Annotated in this window: 14 protein-coding genes; 10 read left to right on the forward strand and 4 right to left on the reverse strand. The window is 69.2% G+C overall.

Going from position 1 to position 14551, the window contains the following annotated elements; translation table 11 throughout:
* Positions 1 to 119 precede the first annotated feature (119 nt).
* Both CCK91_RS02960 and CCK91_RS02965 read left to right on the forward strand, forming a co-directional pair.
* Entirely contained in the window at positions 120 to 827 is a 708-nt protein-coding gene (locus CCK91_RS02960) for an ABC transporter ATP-binding protein (protein ID WP_085511157.1), read from the forward strand.
* Positions 824 to 2134, forward strand: a complete 1311-nt coding sequence (locus CCK91_RS02965; protein ID WP_086472788.1) for an ABC transporter permease — start codon at positions 824 to 826, stop codon at positions 2132 to 2134. Before CCK91_RS02960 ends, CCK91_RS02965 begins: the two co-directional genes overlap by 4 nt.
* 183 nt (positions 2135 to 2317) lie before the next feature.
* Here CCK91_RS02965 and CCK91_RS02970 read toward each other — a convergent pair whose 3' ends face one another.
* A complete protein-coding gene (locus CCK91_RS02970; RefSeq protein WP_086472789.1) occupies positions 2318 to 3616 on the reverse strand; it encodes an FAD-dependent oxidoreductase in 1299 nt (432 codons plus the stop codon).
* 58 nt (positions 3617 to 3674) lie between these two features.
* Between CCK91_RS02970 and CCK91_RS02975 the strand changes: the two genes are divergently transcribed.
* From CCK91_RS02975 to CCK91_RS02985, 3 genes are all read left to right on the forward strand, one after another.
* A complete protein-coding gene (locus CCK91_RS02975) occupies positions 3675 to 4271 on the forward strand; it encodes a hypothetical protein (RefSeq protein WP_133059917.1) in 597 nt (198 codons plus the stop codon).
* Positions 4272 to 4634: 363 nt separating this feature from the next.
* On the forward strand, positions 4635 to 5906 hold the full coding sequence (locus CCK91_RS02980; RefSeq protein WP_086472791.1) for an HNH endonuclease signature motif containing protein: 1272 nt from the start codon (positions 4635 to 4637) through the stop codon (positions 5904 to 5906).
* A gap of 738 nt (positions 5907 to 6644) precedes the next feature.
* Positions 6645 to 7088 (forward strand): BLUF domain-containing protein, encoded by a 444-nt coding sequence (locus CCK91_RS02985; RefSeq protein ID WP_242664215.1) that lies wholly within the window; start codon positions 6645 to 6647, stop codon positions 7086 to 7088.
* A 31-nt stretch (positions 7089 to 7119) separates the two neighbouring features.
* Here the strand turns inward: CCK91_RS02985 and CCK91_RS02990 are convergent, their stop codons facing one another.
* On the reverse strand, positions 7120 to 7833 hold the full coding sequence (locus tag CCK91_RS02990) for an HAD family hydrolase (protein ID WP_086472793.1): 714 nt from the start codon (positions 7831 to 7833) through the stop codon (positions 7120 to 7122).
* Between the two features lie 80 nt (positions 7834 to 7913).
* Positions 7914 to 8468: a hypothetical protein gene (locus CCK91_RS02995; protein WP_086472794.1), complete on the reverse strand. Its 555-nt coding sequence runs from the start codon at positions 8466 to 8468 to the stop codon at positions 7914 to 7916.
* 99 nt (positions 8469 to 8567) lie between these two features.
* Between CCK91_RS02995 and CCK91_RS03000 the strand changes: the two genes are divergently transcribed.
* The 5 genes from CCK91_RS03000 to CCK91_RS03020 all read left to right on the forward strand — a co-directional run bounded on the left by CCK91_RS03000 (position 8568) and on the right by CCK91_RS03020 (position 13375).
* The gene (locus tag CCK91_RS03000) at positions 8568 to 9314 is read left to right on the forward strand and encodes an ABC transporter ATP-binding protein (RefSeq protein WP_086472795.1); all 747 of its coding nucleotides are present in this window, start codon (positions 8568 to 8570) and stop codon (positions 9312 to 9314) included.
* Positions 9314 to 10138, forward strand: a complete 825-nt coding sequence (locus tag CCK91_RS03005) for a hypothetical protein (protein WP_086472796.1) — start codon at positions 9314 to 9316, stop codon at positions 10136 to 10138. Before CCK91_RS03000 ends, CCK91_RS03005 begins: the two co-directional genes overlap by 1 nt.
* Before the next feature lie 14 nt (positions 10139 to 10152).
* Entirely contained in the window at positions 10153 to 11379 is a 1227-nt protein-coding gene (locus CCK91_RS03010; RefSeq protein WP_086472797.1) for a serine hydrolase domain-containing protein, read from the forward strand.
* 68 nt (positions 11380 to 11447) lie between these two features.
* The gene (locus CCK91_RS19560) at positions 11448 to 12716 is read left to right on the forward strand and encodes a sensor histidine kinase (RefSeq protein ID WP_165766970.1); all 1269 of its coding nucleotides are present in this window, start codon (positions 11448 to 11450) and stop codon (positions 12714 to 12716) included.
* Positions 12713 to 13375, forward strand: coding sequence for a response regulator (locus CCK91_RS03020; protein WP_086472799.1), 663 nt, complete (start codon positions 12713 to 12715; stop codon positions 13373 to 13375). Before CCK91_RS19560 ends, CCK91_RS03020 begins: the two co-directional genes overlap by 4 nt.
* Before the next feature lie 433 nt (positions 13376 to 13808).
* Here CCK91_RS03020 and CCK91_RS03025 read toward each other — a convergent pair whose 3' ends face one another.
* Positions 13809 to 14519 carry a DCL family protein gene (locus tag CCK91_RS03025; RefSeq protein WP_086472800.1) on the reverse strand — a complete coding sequence of 237 codons (711 nt, stop codon included), beginning with the start codon at positions 14517 to 14519 and terminating at the stop codon, positions 13809 to 13811.
* Between the last annotated feature and the right edge of the window lie 32 nt (positions 14520 to 14551).

Below are 14551 nucleotides of genomic sequence, written 5' to 3' on the forward strand. Positions count from 1 at the left end.
GCATTCCGCGGTACCACGGACGCGGTACGCGGGTGTCCGCCGGTGGGGGACGCGTCGGACGGGCGACGCCGCGAGTCTGGAGTGGTGCCGGAGCACCCGGCCCCAGACGAGGAGACACCATGCAGAGCACCACAGCGCCGCCGATCATCTCGGTCCGGGACGTCCGGCGTTCCTACGGTCGCGGTCAGAACCGGTTCGACGCGCTGAAAGGGGTGAGCTTCGACATCCACGCCGGCGAGAGCGTTGCGATCGTCGGGAAGAGCGGCTCCGGCAAGTCCACGCTCATGCACGTGCTCGCGCTCCTCGACGCACCGAGTTCCGGCACCGTCGAGCTCGAAGGGGTCGACACGAGCACGCTCCGCGGTCGCCGCCTCAACACGACCAGGAACAAGACCTTCGGGTTCGTGTTCCAGCAGTTCTTCCTCACCGCCAACGCGACCGTGCTCGAGAACGTCCTGCTCCCCATGAAGATCGCCGGCGTCCGACGCGGTGACCGACGTCGCCGGGCGCTCGCCGCACTCGCGCAGCTCCAGCTCGAGGACAAGGCGCGGAACCGCGCGGTGAACCTCTCCGGCGGGCAGAAGCAGCGGACGGTGATCGCCCGCGCGCTCGTCAACAACCCACGGATCATCTTTGCCGACGAGCCGACCGGCAACCTCGACACGGCGACCGGCGCCGTCGTGGAGGACATCCTCTTCTCCCTCAACCGGGAGAGCGGCATCACCCTGATCGTCGTCACGCACGACGAGGAGTTGGCGGCACGCTGCGACCGGCGGATCCTCATCCGCGACGGACTGCTCGTCGAGGACGAGGCGGTGGCCGCATGAGAACCGTCGACCTCATCGGGACCGCTGTCGCGAACACGTTCCGGTCCAAGACCCGGACCATCCTGACCATCCTGGCGATCTTCGTCGGAGCGTTCACCCTCACCCTCACCAACGGGCTCGGCACCGGCATCAACGCCTACATCGACGACACGGTGTCGAGCGTCGGCGCGTCCGACACGATGACCGTCACCAAGACGGCCGACACCGGCGGCGGTCTGGGAGCGGCGACGAGCGGGCCGAAGGAGTACGACCCGGACGCGGTCGCCTCCACCGGTGCCGGCGCGCCGGGATCGACCGTCGTCGCCCTGACACCGACCGATCTCGACGAGCTCGGCGGGATCGACGGCGTCCTCGACGTGCAGGCCGTGAAGTCGATCTCGACCGACTACATCGAGGCGGGCGGCGGCACGAAGTACGTCGTCGGTGTCGGTGGACTCATCTCCGGGCAGAGCGTCACGCTGCTGGACGGTGCACAGCCCGACGACGACACCGACACGCTCCAGCTCGTGCTCCCCACGTCCTATGTGGAACCGCTCGGCTTCGGAAGCGACGCCGACGCGGTCGGCCAGACGGTCACGGTCGCGATCACCGATGCGCAGCGCACGCAGCACACCGTGGACGCGACCGTCGTCGGAGTCGCCGAGGAGAGCCTCGCCTCGCCCACCGGTGCCTCGATCGTGCCGAACGCCGCGCTCACCGACCTCCTCTACGCGACGCAGAACATCGGCGTCCCGTCCGACCAGGTCGAGCGGTACGCGCAGGCGTCCATCCGGTTCGGCGCGGACGCCACCGACGAGCAGGTCACGGCGTTGAAAGACCGACTGGCCGACGCGGGCTACACCGGCACGACCGTCGCGGACCAGCTCGGCACCATCAAGACGGTGATCGACGGGATCGTCCTCGTCCTCAACGCCTTCGCGATCATCGCCCTCCTCGCGGCCAGCTTCGGGATCGTGAACACGCTGCTCATGTCCGTGCAGGAGCGCACCCGCGAGATCGGGCTGATGAAGGCCATGGGGATGGGCAGCGGGAAGGTCTTCGGGCTGTTCAGCCTCGAGGCCGCGTTCATCGGCTTCCTCGGCAGCGCGATCGGCGTCGGTGTCGCGGTGCTCGCCGGCACCGGCATCAGTGCCGCGCTGTCCGGATCGCTCCTCGCCGACCTGCCGGGCCTCGACCTCATCGCGTTCGACCCGGCGTCGCTCGGGATCATCGTCCTGGTCGTCATGGTGATCGCGTTCCTCGCCGGCACCCTGCCCGCCGCCCGTGCCGCCAAGGCCGATCCGGTGGAGTCGCTCCGCTACGAGTGATGCGCGGCGGTCCGGCATGCCGGGTGGCGACTGTGGGGCGTGGCGGAAGCGGCGCCCCACAGCCGCGCCGGCGCCAGGTTGAGGAGCAGCGCCGACGCAGACGCTCAGGTCGTGTCTGCAGCGTCCACGTTACGACCAGCGGCCGTCCCGTCGTCGGAGGTTGAGGCTCCGCGCCCGCTTCTTCTAGGCTTCGCGCTGTGGGGTGGTGACGTGCTCGGGCCTGAGCCCGATCCCGATGAACCTCGCCGCAAGCGGTCGGATGACGGGGCTGGCGAGCCGTATCAGCCGGATCACCCACCGCGGCGCGATGTGGGCACCCGTGGTGGTGCGGGAGATCACCCGATGCCCCGCTCGCTGGATGCGCTGCATGATCCTGACCGGCAGCTCACGTCGACGTTGGACGGCCGCGAGGACCCCGGACGGTGCGTCCCCTGCGGCGAGGTGGCCGGCGATCGCGTTGGACAGGGCGACCGCATCCTGGATCGCGTAGTTGACCCCGACGCCGAACATCGGTGACATCGCGTGCGCGGCGTCGCCGATGGCCATGAAGCCCGGGCGGTACCAGCGGTCGAGGCGGTTGAGCTGGACCGAGAGGAGCTTGACCTGGTCCCAGCCGGTCAGGGTGTCGACCACCGGGCGCAGGACGGGCGCGGCATCGACGATCCTCTGCCGGAGCGACGGCAGGCCTTCGGCTCTGAGCTGCTCCGCGCCGCCCTTCCGGATGACCATGCCGGACTGGTACCGGTCACCCCGGTCGATCGTGAGCACCATGCCGCGAGGCGAGAGGTAGGCGAGAGTCGGGGGCGGAGGGTCGGCCGGCTTCGGCAGGCTGAACCACAGGACGTCGATCGGGACGCCGCTCTCGTCGGGGATGAGTCCGGCCGCGTCGCGGAGTGCCGAGGTGCGTCCGTCCGCCGCGACCGTGAGGGTGGCTCGGATCTCGATGTCGGTGGAGGTGCTGGTCGCTGGGTCGGTGTCGGTTGCTGGGTCGTCGGCGGTCGTCGTGGTCGCGCGCAGGCCGCGGACCCGGCCCTGCTCCACGACCAGGCCGGTCGCCTCGGTGCAGAGGCGGAGCTCGAAGTTCGGCAGTACGGCGGCCTCCTCGGCGAGGAAGTTCAGGAAGTCCCACTGCGGCGCGAGGACGAGGAAACGGTCGGGTGCCGGCAGGGTGCGGAAGTCGACCATCGTCATCCGTAGGCCGTCGATCACGGCGTCCATCGTCTCTAGCCGGTTGAGCGGCAGCCGCAGGAACCGCTCGCGCAGGCCGAGCTCGCCGAGCAACGTGATGGTCGACGGGTGGATCGTGTCGCCGCGGAAGTCGCGGAAGAAGTCGGCGTGTTTCTCGAGCACGGTCACGCGGAGGCCGGCCCGGGCGAGGAGGTAGCCGAGCACCATGCCGGCCGGGCCGCCACCCGCGATGACGCAGTCGCGGTCGCTGGTGTGGTCGACGTGATCGCTGTCGGTGCGGGTCGTCGGTTTCATCGCGCTGCTCCCGTCGGTCTCTTCCGGACACTACTCCGGAACCCATATCGTCGACATCATGCGTCTGTTGCAGCGGGCAGGGCTGCCGCTTCTCGTGTCCGGAACGATCGTGCTCGCGCTGTCGGCGTGCACTGGTGGGAGTGGGCCCGGTGGTGGCTCCGCCGGCAGTGCGTCGCCCGCTGCGTCGGTGCCGGCGGAGTCGTCGAGCGGGGGCTCGGGAGACGGATCGTCCGTGCAGGTCGACTGCGCGGCGGTGGAGGCGGCCGTCGCGCCGTACATCGAGGGGCTCGTTGCGCGGGAGGACAACGGGGCGGACGAGTACGGGACCGTCTGCGGCTGGGAGGCGCCGGAGGGGACGATCGATGCGGCGGACATCCGGTCGGTGGAGGTCGTCGTCTCACCAGCGTCGAGCGAGGCGCTGTCGGCCGATGAGCTCGCCGCCGCCGGGCTCACGCCGATCCCGGATGCGACCATCGAGGCTGCCGGAGGGACCGCTTACAGCTCGACGGTCGAGACCGGTGTCGCCGCGGTGATCGTCACGACGGTGGTGCTGCCGGAGACGGAGATATCCGTCACCGGTGGGCAATGGGCCGGTCATCCGTCGCTCGACGGGCCGGCCGCGGTCGCGGTCGTGAAGGCGCTCATGGGTCGGTGAGTGGCCCGGGAGCCGCGGACCCCCTCCGGTCCCTGAGCCCATCGAAGGGCACTCGTAGGCACTTCGACAAGCTCAGTGACCGGAAGAGGTGCACCCGCGCTCACTTCGGTCTCCGGGTGACCCTCGCCGGTCCCTGAGCAACCCTCGCCGGTCCCTGAGCAACCCTCGCCGGTCCCTGAGCCTGTCGAAGGGCACACGCAGGCACTTCGACAAGCTCAGTGACCGGAAGAGGTGCACCCGCACTCACTCCGGTCCCCGAGCAACCCCCTCCGGTCCCTGAGCTTGTCGAAGGGCGCACGAGCAACTTCCACAATCCCCCGACTCAGCATCTGGAATGTCAGTGGTTCATGGTGGACTTGTTCCATGACCGAGGCCACCCTCACCGCGATGCGCGCGAGCGACGAGCACGCCGCGCGCCTCGCGGAGTTCTCGGACCATTACGCGGACATCCAGCGGCGTCGCGCCAACCTGGACGCCGAGGAGGCCCGGCTGCTCGCCCGGTCTGCGGCCTACGCGGACGCCTTCGCCGACGCCACGGTCCCGGCGATCTTCCCGCCGGCCGAACGCCTAGCGCTCTCGCGCCGCTCCACCTGCGCAGCCCTCGCGATGGCAACCCGAACGCCTGAGCGGACGGTGCAGCGCGCGACGAACGACGCGGAACGCCTCGTGAACGAAGCCCCGGCCGTGCTCGAGTCGCTCGAGGCGGGCCGCATCTCGGCGCGGCACGCGCAGACGATCATCGATCAACTCAGCGACGTGCCGACCGCAGGGCGAGCGGTGTTCCTCGCCGAGGTCCTGCCGGTCGCCGAACAATCCACCAATGCGTACCTCCGGAAGCGTGCCCGCGTTCTGCGCGAGCGCCTCCACCCGGAATCGATCACCGCACGCGCAACCCGTTCGGAGGCTGACCGTCGGGTCGAGTTCGAACCTGCCGCCGACGGCATGGCGTGGGTGCACCTGTTCACGACGGCACCGATCGCGCAAGGCATCATCGAGCGAGTCGAGGCGGCAGCTGCGGAATCGCGCAAAGCCGGTGACACCCGCACCTGCGGACAACTCCACGCCGACGCGCTCGCGGCGCTTGCACTCACCGGCGTCACACCCGACGACGTCATGTCCAGCGCGGTCCTCCCGCACCCGATCGAGGTGCAAGAGCACATCACGCCGACCGTGCAGATCACGGTCCCGGCGCTCACGATGGCCGGCGTGAGCGATGCCCCGGCGGCGCTCGACGGCTACGGACCCATCGACCCGGAGACCGCAGCACGTATCGCGGTCAACGCCCCCAGCTTCACGCGGATCCTCGTCCAACCCGAGACCGGCGCGGTCTTGTCGGTCGGGCGGAATCAGTACCGGGTTCCGGCCGACCTGCAACGGGCAGTGCGGCTTCGGGACGGCACTTGTCGGGCACCGGGCTGCGGGAGACGAGCCAGAGCCTGCGATCTCGACCATTCGGTCGCGTGGGAGGACGGCGGGGTGACAGATGTCGGCAATCTTGCTTGTTTGTGTCGACATCATCACCGGATGAAGCATCTGCCCGGGTGGAACCTCGACCACGGTCCCGGCGGGGTCCTCGACTGGACGACACCCGACGGGAAGCATCATCGGACCGAACCGGACCCCGCGCCGTTCTGACCGTTTCCGGTCCCTGAGCCTGTCGAAAGGGTCCTCGTGGGCACTTCGACAGGCTCAGTGACCGGGAAAGGTGCGCCCGAACCGTTTCGGTCCCTGAGCCTGTCGAAGGGTTTCTTGTGGGCACTTCGACAGGCTCAGTGACCGGGAGGGGTGTGCCTGGAACGTTGAGGGGTCCTCGTGGGCACTTCGAAAGGCTCAGTGACCGGGAGAGGTTCACCGTGAACGTTTCGGTCCCTGAGCTTGTCGAAGGGCACTCGGGTTGCGCTGCCTCAGTGACCGGGAAGGGTGTGCCCGGAACGTTGAGGGGTCCTGGTGGGCACTTCGACAGGCTCGGTGACCGGGAGAGGTGTGCCCGGAACCGATTCGGTCCCTGAGCTTGCCGAAGGGCACTCGGGTTGCGCTGCCTCAGTGGCCGGGGAGCGGTGTGCCCGGAGCGTTGAGGGGTCCTCGTGGGCACTTCGACAGGCTCAGTGATCGGGAGAGGTGTGCCCGGAACCGATTCGGTCCCTGAGCTTGTCGAAGGGCACTCGGGTTGCGCTGCCTCAGTGGCCGGGGAGAGGTGTGCCCGGAACGTTCAGGCGTGCTCGTGGGCACTTCGACAGGCTCAGTGACCGGGCTGGACTGTGCTCGCAGGCGTTTCGGTCCCTGAGCCTGTCGAAGGGCAGTCGGGGTGAGGACACGCAGCGCGGGGAGCTGCTTCCGGGACCACCTCCGCACCCCGCCGGGTAGGCTCCAAACGTGGGCACCGACGAAGACCAGATGCTGTCACTCGTGTACGCGAGCACGGCGACACAGCCGTTCAGCGATGACGACCTCACCGCCCTGCTCGCCGTCTGCCGCGAGAACAACGCCCGCGCACAGCTCACCGGCATGCTCGTCCACCGCGACGGCCGGTTCCTCCAGGTCCTCGAAGGCCCCGAGCCCGCCGTCCGCGAACTGATGGCCACCCTCGCCGCCGACCCTCGTCACACTGGCATCCGCGTGATGTTCGAGGAGCCCCTCCGCGAACGCCAGTTCGCCGCCTGGACGATGGGCTTCGAACGCGCCGACACCGGCTCCGCCGCAGAGCTCGACGGCTACCGCGACACCTTCGATGACCTCGACCGCGACGACCCGACCGCCACCATGCGCGCGCTGCAGGAACTCGCCCGCTGGTTCCGCAGCCGCGCCACACGGAGCTGAGCAGCGCTCAAGCCCGCGCTCACGCCCGCAGTCAGCCCGCGAGCTTGCCGATCGGGCTGTCGTCGAGGTTCGCGAGTAGCTCGGCGACATCGCCGTAGACCGCGACCGCACCGGCATCACGGAGCTCCTGCTCGCCGAACCCACCGCTGCGCACCCCGATGCACTCCACACCGGCCCGCGCGGCCGCCTCGATGTCCCAGACGGCATCGCCGACCATGACCGCCCGCGTCGCCGGCACGCCCGCACGATCGAGCGCGACCTCGACGATGTCGGGCTCCGGCTTGGCGGTCTCGACGTCACCGGACGAGGTCGCTGCGAAGATCGCATCGTCGACATCGAGCAGCTCGCGTAGGATCTCGAGCTCGTTCTCCGGAGCCGAGGTCGCCAGGACGACCGCGATCCCGCGGCCAGCCAGCTCGGCGAGCAGCTCGCGCGCACCGCCGATCACCCGCAGCCGGGAGGTGTTCTGGAGGTAGTACTCGCTGTGCAGCTCGCTGGCCCGCTCGCCGTACTGCTCGACCTCGTCGGAACCGTCCAGCAGCGATTCGAGCAGCTCACCGCCGTCCTTCCCGATCGAGCGATGGATGCGCCACGCGTCGACCGGCCTGCCGGCATCGGCGAACGCGCGATCCCACGCGTCGACGTGCAGGTAGTTCGAGTCGACGAGTGTCCCGTCGATGTCGAAGAGCACCGCGATGCGGTCGTCGGGGTTCTCGGGGACGGTGGTGTCAGCTGGTTCGGACATGCGTCCAGTCAAACCCGGGAGCCCGCGATTGTGAAGCGGTGGTCATTCGCCGCAGAACGTGCGAGCCGCAGTGCCGCCCGCTACTGGAACCGGCTGGTGAGGATCACCGAGCTGGTCGCGTCGTCGAGGAACACCTGCGTCGAGCGGCCATCCTGCGAGAAGGCGTCGTCGAGAGCGGACGAACGCACGAACGGCCCCGGCGGCAGCGCGTCGTCGAGTCCGGAGTCGAGGTCCGGGAGCTCCGCCTCCGCGTCCGAGCCCGCCTCACCTGGTGCGAGCGCGCGCAGTTCCGCGTAGCCGGCCTCGTCCAGGACGACGATCGCGTCGATCCAGTAGGTGCTCGGGCCAGGAACCCGCTCGTCACCCATGGTCCCCGACATCCAGGTCGCCGAGAGCGCGGTGGCGAGCTGTGGGAAGCGGTCGGTGAGCGGGCCGAGCTCGTGCCGGATCTCACCGGTGCCCGATCGGGTGGCGGAATCCGATGCCGATGCGGATGCCACCGTCGTCCGGTCTGGCGAGGGTGACGACGCGCAGCCGGCGAGCAGACCGGCGACCACGACGACCACCGCGGCCACGACGGTCGCGCGCGGCGCGAGACGGTGACGTCGATCATGCATCCGAGCAGTCGTGTCCATGCCAGCAGCCTAGAGGTCGTCGATCACTGTCCGTTCGGCCAGCCCGGGACTGTGCGGCAGGCGGGGGTGCCCGGAACGCCTTGCGCCGAGGCTGGAGCCATGAACCTCTCCACTCATCCCATCGAGGCTCGCGGCCTCCGCAAGACCTTCCACGGTCGCCCGCGCGTCGATGACGTGTCCTTCACCGTCGACCCCGGCCGGGTCGTCGGACTCCTCGGCCCCAACGGCGCCGGGAAGACCACCACCATCCGCCTGCTGCTGGGACTGGCCCGTCCCGACGCCGGAGATGGCCTCATCCTCGGCCGCCCGTACCACGAGCTCGAGCAGCCGGCGCGCACCGTCGGCGCCGTCCTCGACGCGGGCGGACTCCACCCGGCTCGCACCGGTCGGCAGCACCTCCGCATCGCCGCCGCGCGGATCGGGGTCGACGCAGCCCGCATCGACGCGGTCCTCACCGAGGTCGGGATGGCACGCGACGCCGACCGCCCCGCCGGCGGGTACTCGCTCGGGATGCGTCAGCGCATCGCGATCGCGGCAGCGCTCCTCGGCGAGCCGGCCGTGCTCATCCTCGACGAGCCGTCCAACGGCCTGGACCCGGCAGGCATGCAGTGGCTGCGACTCCGGCTGCGCGCGTTCGCCGACGCGGGTGGGACGGTGCTGCTCTCGTCTCACCTCCTCTCCGACGTCCAGGACATCGCAGACGACGTGGTCGTCATCACCGACGGGCGCGTCCTGGCCCAGTCGTCGATGGGCGACATCCTCGCCGCATCGGGCGGCGACCTCGAGGCGTACTACCTGCAGGTCACCGGAACCGCCCAGCTCACCGAGAACGGGCAGGTGCGCTGATGTTCCGCGCTGAACTCGTCGGTCTCGTCACCACGACCGCGACGAAGGTCACCGCGGCGGTCGCCGTCCTTGGACTCATCGTCACGCAACTCGCCTTCGTCACCCTCATGCCCGCCCTCGCCGACGGCGACATCGGGCCGGGGCTCGACGCCCTCGGGAGCGACTTCCCCGTCCTGGACCTCGCCTCCCGCGCCGTCCAACTCGACGCCCTCAACCCCCTCGGTGCGTCGATGGGCAGCGGCTCCATCGGCGTCGCACTCCTGGCGATCACCCTGCTCGGTGTGCTCGCCGGCACGAGTGACGATCGCTACGGCGGCATCGTCGGTGCTGTCCTCGCCGCGCCGAAGCGGTTCCGCATCGTCGCAGCCAAGGCGGGCGCGGTCGCACTCGTCGGCGCCGCCCTCGGTGTCGTGCTCGCCCTCGTCAGCCTGGTCACGCTCGTGATCACCCTCGGCGCGACCGGGACGCCGTTCGTCCTCGGTCTCCCGGACCTCGCAGCACGGTTCGGGCTCGGTGTCCTCGCCGTCACCGCCCTGTCGGTCATCGGCCTCGCGGTCGGACTCATCGTCCGCACCCAGCTCGCCGGCGTCCTGACGATGATCGCGATCCTCATCCTCGAACCGGTCGTCGTCTCCTCGATCCAGCTGATCACCGGCGGCGCCGTGCCGGTCTGGACCCAGTTCCTGCCCGTCGCCCTCGCACAGGGCGTCATCCACGGCGGAACGGACGGGCTCGGACCGTCCGTCGTCATCATCGCCCTCGTGGCGCTCACCGCCGCCCTCACCGCGGCCGCATCCGCTGCGCTCTCGCGCCGCGACATCTGAAAGGAACCACCCACATGAACGACCAGACCCAGACCCACACGCAGACCAAGACGCAGCACCAGACCCGTCACCGCACGATCATCGCCGTCTCGGCCGCCGCCGCGCTGCTCGCCGGAACCGTCTCCCTGAGCGCCTGTTCCAGCGCCACGGAGCAGACCACCGGCACCGGCTCGGAATCCGGCCCGCTGCAGGACCGGATGCAGTCGCTCGTCGACGCCGGCTACCCCGCGGCGCTCGCCTCGGTGATCGGGCCGGACGGCGAGGCGATCGACGTCGCGGCCGGCATCGGCGACCTCGCGAGCGACGAGCCGGCCCCGGTCGACGGCGAGGTGCGGATCGCGAGCAACACGAAGATGTTCGTCTCGACCGTCGTCCTGCAACTCGTCCAGGAGGGGAAGGTCGCGCTCGACGCCCCGATCGACACCTACCTCCCCGGGCTCATCACCGGCGACGGTATCGACGGCACCCGCATCACGGTTCGTCAGCTGCTCCAGCACACGGCGGGGCTCCCCGAGTACGCCGACCAGATCGCCGCCGACGCGTTCGCGGCACAGGAGCGCTACACCTCGCCCCGCGACATGCTCGACATCGCCCTCGCCAAGCCGGCCGTGTTCGCGCCGGGGGAGCGGTGGGCGTACAGCAACACGAACTACCTCGTGTTGGGGCTCATGGTCGAGCACGTCACCGATCGGGCACTCGCCCAGCAGATCGACGAGCGCATCGTCAAGCCGCTCGACCTCGAGCACACGTACTTCCCGGCGCCGGGCGAACGCGAGCTGCGCGGCGAGCACCCGCACGGGTACCACGCGAAGACCGTCGGTGACCTCCTGGACATCACGGCCCTCGACACCTCGTTCGCCTGGTCCGCCGGTGCGCTCGTCTCGACGCCGCACGAGCTCAACGTCTTCATGAAGGCCCTGCTCGACGGTGAACTCCTGAACGAGGAGACCCTCGCCGAGATGCAGACCACGGTCCCGGCGGGCGACGAGCTGTGGCCGGGAGCGGGCTACGGGCTCGGCCTGCAGAGCTACCCGCTGAGCTGCGGCGGCGTGGCCTGGGGCCATGGCGGCGACATCCCCGGAACCCAGACACGCAACGCTGTCGGTCCCGACGGCACGGCCGTCACCATCGCCGTCACCTCGTTGCCCTGGGCGGTCGTGTCGCCCGACGACAACGAGCGGTTGATGAAGCAGTACCGGATCGTCGTCGACGCCCTCGACGCGACCCTCTGCGAGCGATGATCACTTCCCACCGGACGCCGAGCGCCGACCCCAACCGGGGTCGGCGCTCGGCGTGGTTGACTCGACCCATGACCTCTCCCGCGCGGCCCGCCCCTGTCGCGGCCCGTCTGCGCTCGGCGCTCCCGCCGGTCCTGGTCCTCGCTGGTGCGGTTGGGTATCTCGGGGTCGTCCCGTGGGTCGACGAGCTGCACGCCGTGCCGGGTCGGATCCCGCCGTGGGTGCACGCGGCCCTGGTCGTGCTCCAGGCCGTCGCGTTGCTGCTGCGGGTCCGGTACCCGGTGGTCGTGTTCGGGGCTGTGGTCACGCTCGACCTCGTGATCCTCGGCAGCACCGGCGGTGAGCTCGGGATCGGCTCGTTCGGCGTGATCCTCGCCACCTACGCGCTCGCTCGGCACGAGGAGCGGCGGACGGTCATCCGCGCGCTGGTGGCCGGCGCGGTCGCGACGACGGTGGTCGGCGGCATCGCGATGGCCTTCGGGTCGTCCGAGCAGCCGCTCATCCTCGTGTTCGCGGCCGTCGCGCGCATCGTGTTGCAGTACGTACTCCCGGCCGGCGTCGCCGAGTACGCCAGGGGTCGCGAGCGCTTGCTGTCGGCGATCGAAGACCAGGCGCGCATGGCCGAGAACGAGCGTCGGATCAGCGTGCAGAACGACCTCCGCGCGGAACGCACCGCCCTTGCGCGGGAGCTGCACGACATCGCCGGACACCACCTGTCGGGGATCATCGTCAGTGCGCAGGCGGCCAGCGCTCTAGTCGAGCGCGACCCGGAACGCGCTCGGGAGATGCTCCAGACGGTGCAGTCGGACGCACGCACCACGCTCGTGGACCTGCGGCGGACGGTCGGCCTGCTGCGCAGCGACGACGCGGACGCCCAGGGCGGCGGAGACGGATCGACCCTCGGGCCGGCGACCACTCCGACCATTGCGGCGATCCCGGAACTCGTCGAGGCGGCGCGGTCGCGGGGGCAGCACGTCGCCTACACCGTGACCGGTGAGCCTCGTGTGCTGGGTCCGCTCGCGGAGACGGCCGCGTATCGGACCGTCCAAGAGTCGCTGGCGAACGCCGCCCGCCATGCGCCCGGAGCCGTCTGCCGCGTGGCGGTGCGGTTCGAGGCGGACACGGTCGAGCTCACTGTGACGAACGCAGCGTCGTCGCAGCGGCCTACTTCGCCGTCGCGCGACGGCTACGGCCTCTGGGGCATGCGCGAGCGTGCCGAACTCATCGGAGCACGATTGACCTCGGCACCGACGGACGAGGGCGGGTGGCGCAATCGCCTGACCATCCCTGACGAGCACCGTCCCGACGACCGTCCCGACCAGCACCGGAGTGACCAATGATCCGCCTCCTCATCGCCGACGACCAGGCGGTCGTCCGCGCCGGCCTCTCGGTGATCCTCGGTGCCGAGCCCGACATCGAGGTGGTGGGTGAGGCGATCGACGGAGCCGACGCGGTGCGGTTGGCGAAGGAACTGCGACCGGACCTGATCTGCATGGACATCCGGATGCCGGGCACGGACGGGATCGCGGCGACCCGCACGATAACGGCGGACCCGGACCTCGACGCCGACGTCCTCATCCTGACGACCTTCGACGTCGACGCGGACGTGTTCGCCGCGCTCGAGGCCGGTGCGGCCGGCTTCCTGCTGAAGGGCGCGGACGAGGCGACGCTGCTCGCGGCGATCCGTTCCGTAGCAGTAGGGGAGGGGACGCTCGACCAACGCCTCACCCGTCGTATCCTGCGCGAGTTCTCGGAGCGCAGGCGGGAGACGCCCGCGGCCACGATGGCACCGGCGGAGTCGCCGCTCACCGACCGCGAGTTCGAGGTCCTCGACCTCCTGGCGCAGGGACTCTCCAACGCGGAGATCGCCGACCGCCTGTTCGTCGAACCCACCACGGTGAAGTACCACCTCGCCGGTCTGCTGCAGAAGACGGGAGCGCGTGACCGCCTGCAGGCCGTGCTCTGGGGGATCCGCGCGGGACTCGTCGACCCGCGGTGAGTGGTGGGCGTCGGTGGTGCGTGCACCTGTGGTTTGCTGATTCGCCGCCGCTGGAAGCGATGTTGGGTGGCAATTGGAGAACGGCGACAGACAGGCCGAGGGTCCCGTTCGCGCCTGCATGTCGCATCGCCCGCCAGAGCGAGGGGCGGCGTTCAGCACGCCGCTTCGACAAGGACTCAGTCATGAGGGTGGCGAACTTCATATGGTTCCGGCTAACGGCGGAAGGATGAATAAATAGAAATCACCAGTGAAATTGCTTTAGGGTTCGACGTGGTCATCGAGGCGAGTCGGAAATCGCTGGGCATCTTCGGCACATGGGTCTCGACTGCCGGTGGAAGCCGATCTTCTAATAAGCGTCGCTGTCCCCAGTTGGCGGAACTTCCTTTGGTTCAAGTGGGAGTAACAATGCAAACAAGCCGTGCGGCTGAGTCGTCTACTTGAATGGGTCCCAAGCCGTCTCGTCCGGCCACGGTCGTCTCGCGGCTGACGAACGCGACGCAATCTCGAGATTCGCATGAGCATCGTAGAATGCCAGCCATCTGCGGAGCACCTCGGGGTCCGAGAGTCGCCCACCGATCTGTGCAGATCCGTCTCCGGAGCTGACCTTGATCTGCTCCCAGCCACCCTCGCTGAGCGCGAATCGATATGTCAATTGCTCCCAGGTCGGGTTCACGTAGATCACCTGCGCGTCGGTTTCGTTGAGCATCTCGCCACTGAGAAAACACGTTACATCGGAAGCGCCGGCGTACCGGCGTTCTCGGTAGTCATCCCGCCGCGTACTTACGGCGTGGCGCATGGCATCCTTCGCGTCCACTCTTGCCGATGGGCCGGTAATGGCAGCGTTGTAGCCGAAGTCGGCTGGGCTGCCATCCACACGACGAATCCAGATTCCTCTGCCGTTCCAGTGGCGCACGGAACCGTCTTCCTGCTGAGTACGCCCTACATAGAAGTGGTCGACGCCTTGCCCAGTCTTCTCCTGCACTCGCGGGTGCTGTTCGAGGAGCTCGTGGAGCATCTTGACATGGGTGGGGTCGGTAATCCGTTCGTTCAAATCGTAAGTATGCAGAATAGCGCGGAACGCCTCCTTCGCTTTTGAAATAGTATCCCAACGGAACGTACGCAATACCACGGGCTTTGCGACCATGATCTCCTCTTTTTGTCTATTGCGATCGCTGG

Source organism: Plantibacter elymi (nom. nud.) (assembly GCF_900177795.1).
GTDB classification, from domain to species: domain Bacteria; phylum Actinomycetota; class Actinomycetes; order Actinomycetales; family Microbacteriaceae; genus Plantibacter; species Plantibacter elymi.

Excerpts from the sequence above, each read along its gene's own strand:
- CCK91_RS02960 (WP_085511157.1), top strand. The coding sequence starts at position 120 with ATGCAGAGCACCACAGCGCCGCCGATCATCTCGGTCCGGGACGTCCGG.
- CCK91_RS02965 (WP_086472788.1), top strand. The coding sequence starts at position 824 with ATGAGAACCGTCGACCTCATCGGGACCGCTGTCGCGAACACGTTCCGG.
- CCK91_RS02970 (WP_086472789.1), bottom strand. The coding sequence starts at position 3,616 with ATGAAACCGACGACCCGCACCGACAGCGATCACGTCGACCACACCAGC.
- CCK91_RS02975 (WP_133059917.1), top strand. The coding sequence starts at position 3,675 with ATGCGTCTGTTGCAGCGGGCAGGGCTGCCGCTTCTCGTGTCCGGAACG.
- CCK91_RS02980 (WP_086472791.1), top strand. The coding sequence starts at position 4,635 with ATGACCGAGGCCACCCTCACCGCGATGCGCGCGAGCGACGAGCACGCC.
- CCK91_RS02990 (WP_086472793.1), bottom strand. The coding sequence starts at position 7,833 with ATGTCCGAACCAGCTGACACCACCGTCCCCGAGAACCCCGACGACCGC.
- CCK91_RS02995 (WP_086472794.1), bottom strand. The coding sequence starts at position 8,468 with ATGGACACGACTGCTCGGATGCATGATCGACGTCACCGTCTCGCGCCG.
- CCK91_RS03000 (WP_086472795.1), top strand. The coding sequence starts at position 8,568 with ATGAACCTCTCCACTCATCCCATCGAGGCTCGCGGCCTCCGCAAGACC.
- CCK91_RS03005 (WP_086472796.1), top strand. The coding sequence starts at position 9,314 with ATGTTCCGCGCTGAACTCGTCGGTCTCGTCACCACGACCGCGACGAAG.
- CCK91_RS03010 (WP_086472797.1), top strand. The coding sequence starts at position 10,153 with ATGAACGACCAGACCCAGACCCACACGCAGACCAAGACGCAGCACCAG.
- CCK91_RS19560 (WP_165766970.1), top strand. The coding sequence starts at position 11,448 with ATGACCTCTCCCGCGCGGCCCGCCCCTGTCGCGGCCCGTCTGCGCTCG.
- CCK91_RS03020 (WP_086472799.1), top strand. The coding sequence starts at position 12,713 with ATGATCCGCCTCCTCATCGCCGACGACCAGGCGGTCGTCCGCGCCGGC.
- CCK91_RS03025 (WP_086472800.1), bottom strand. The coding sequence starts at position 14,519 with ATGGTCGCAAAGCCCGTGGTATTGCGTACGTTCCGTTGGGATACTATT.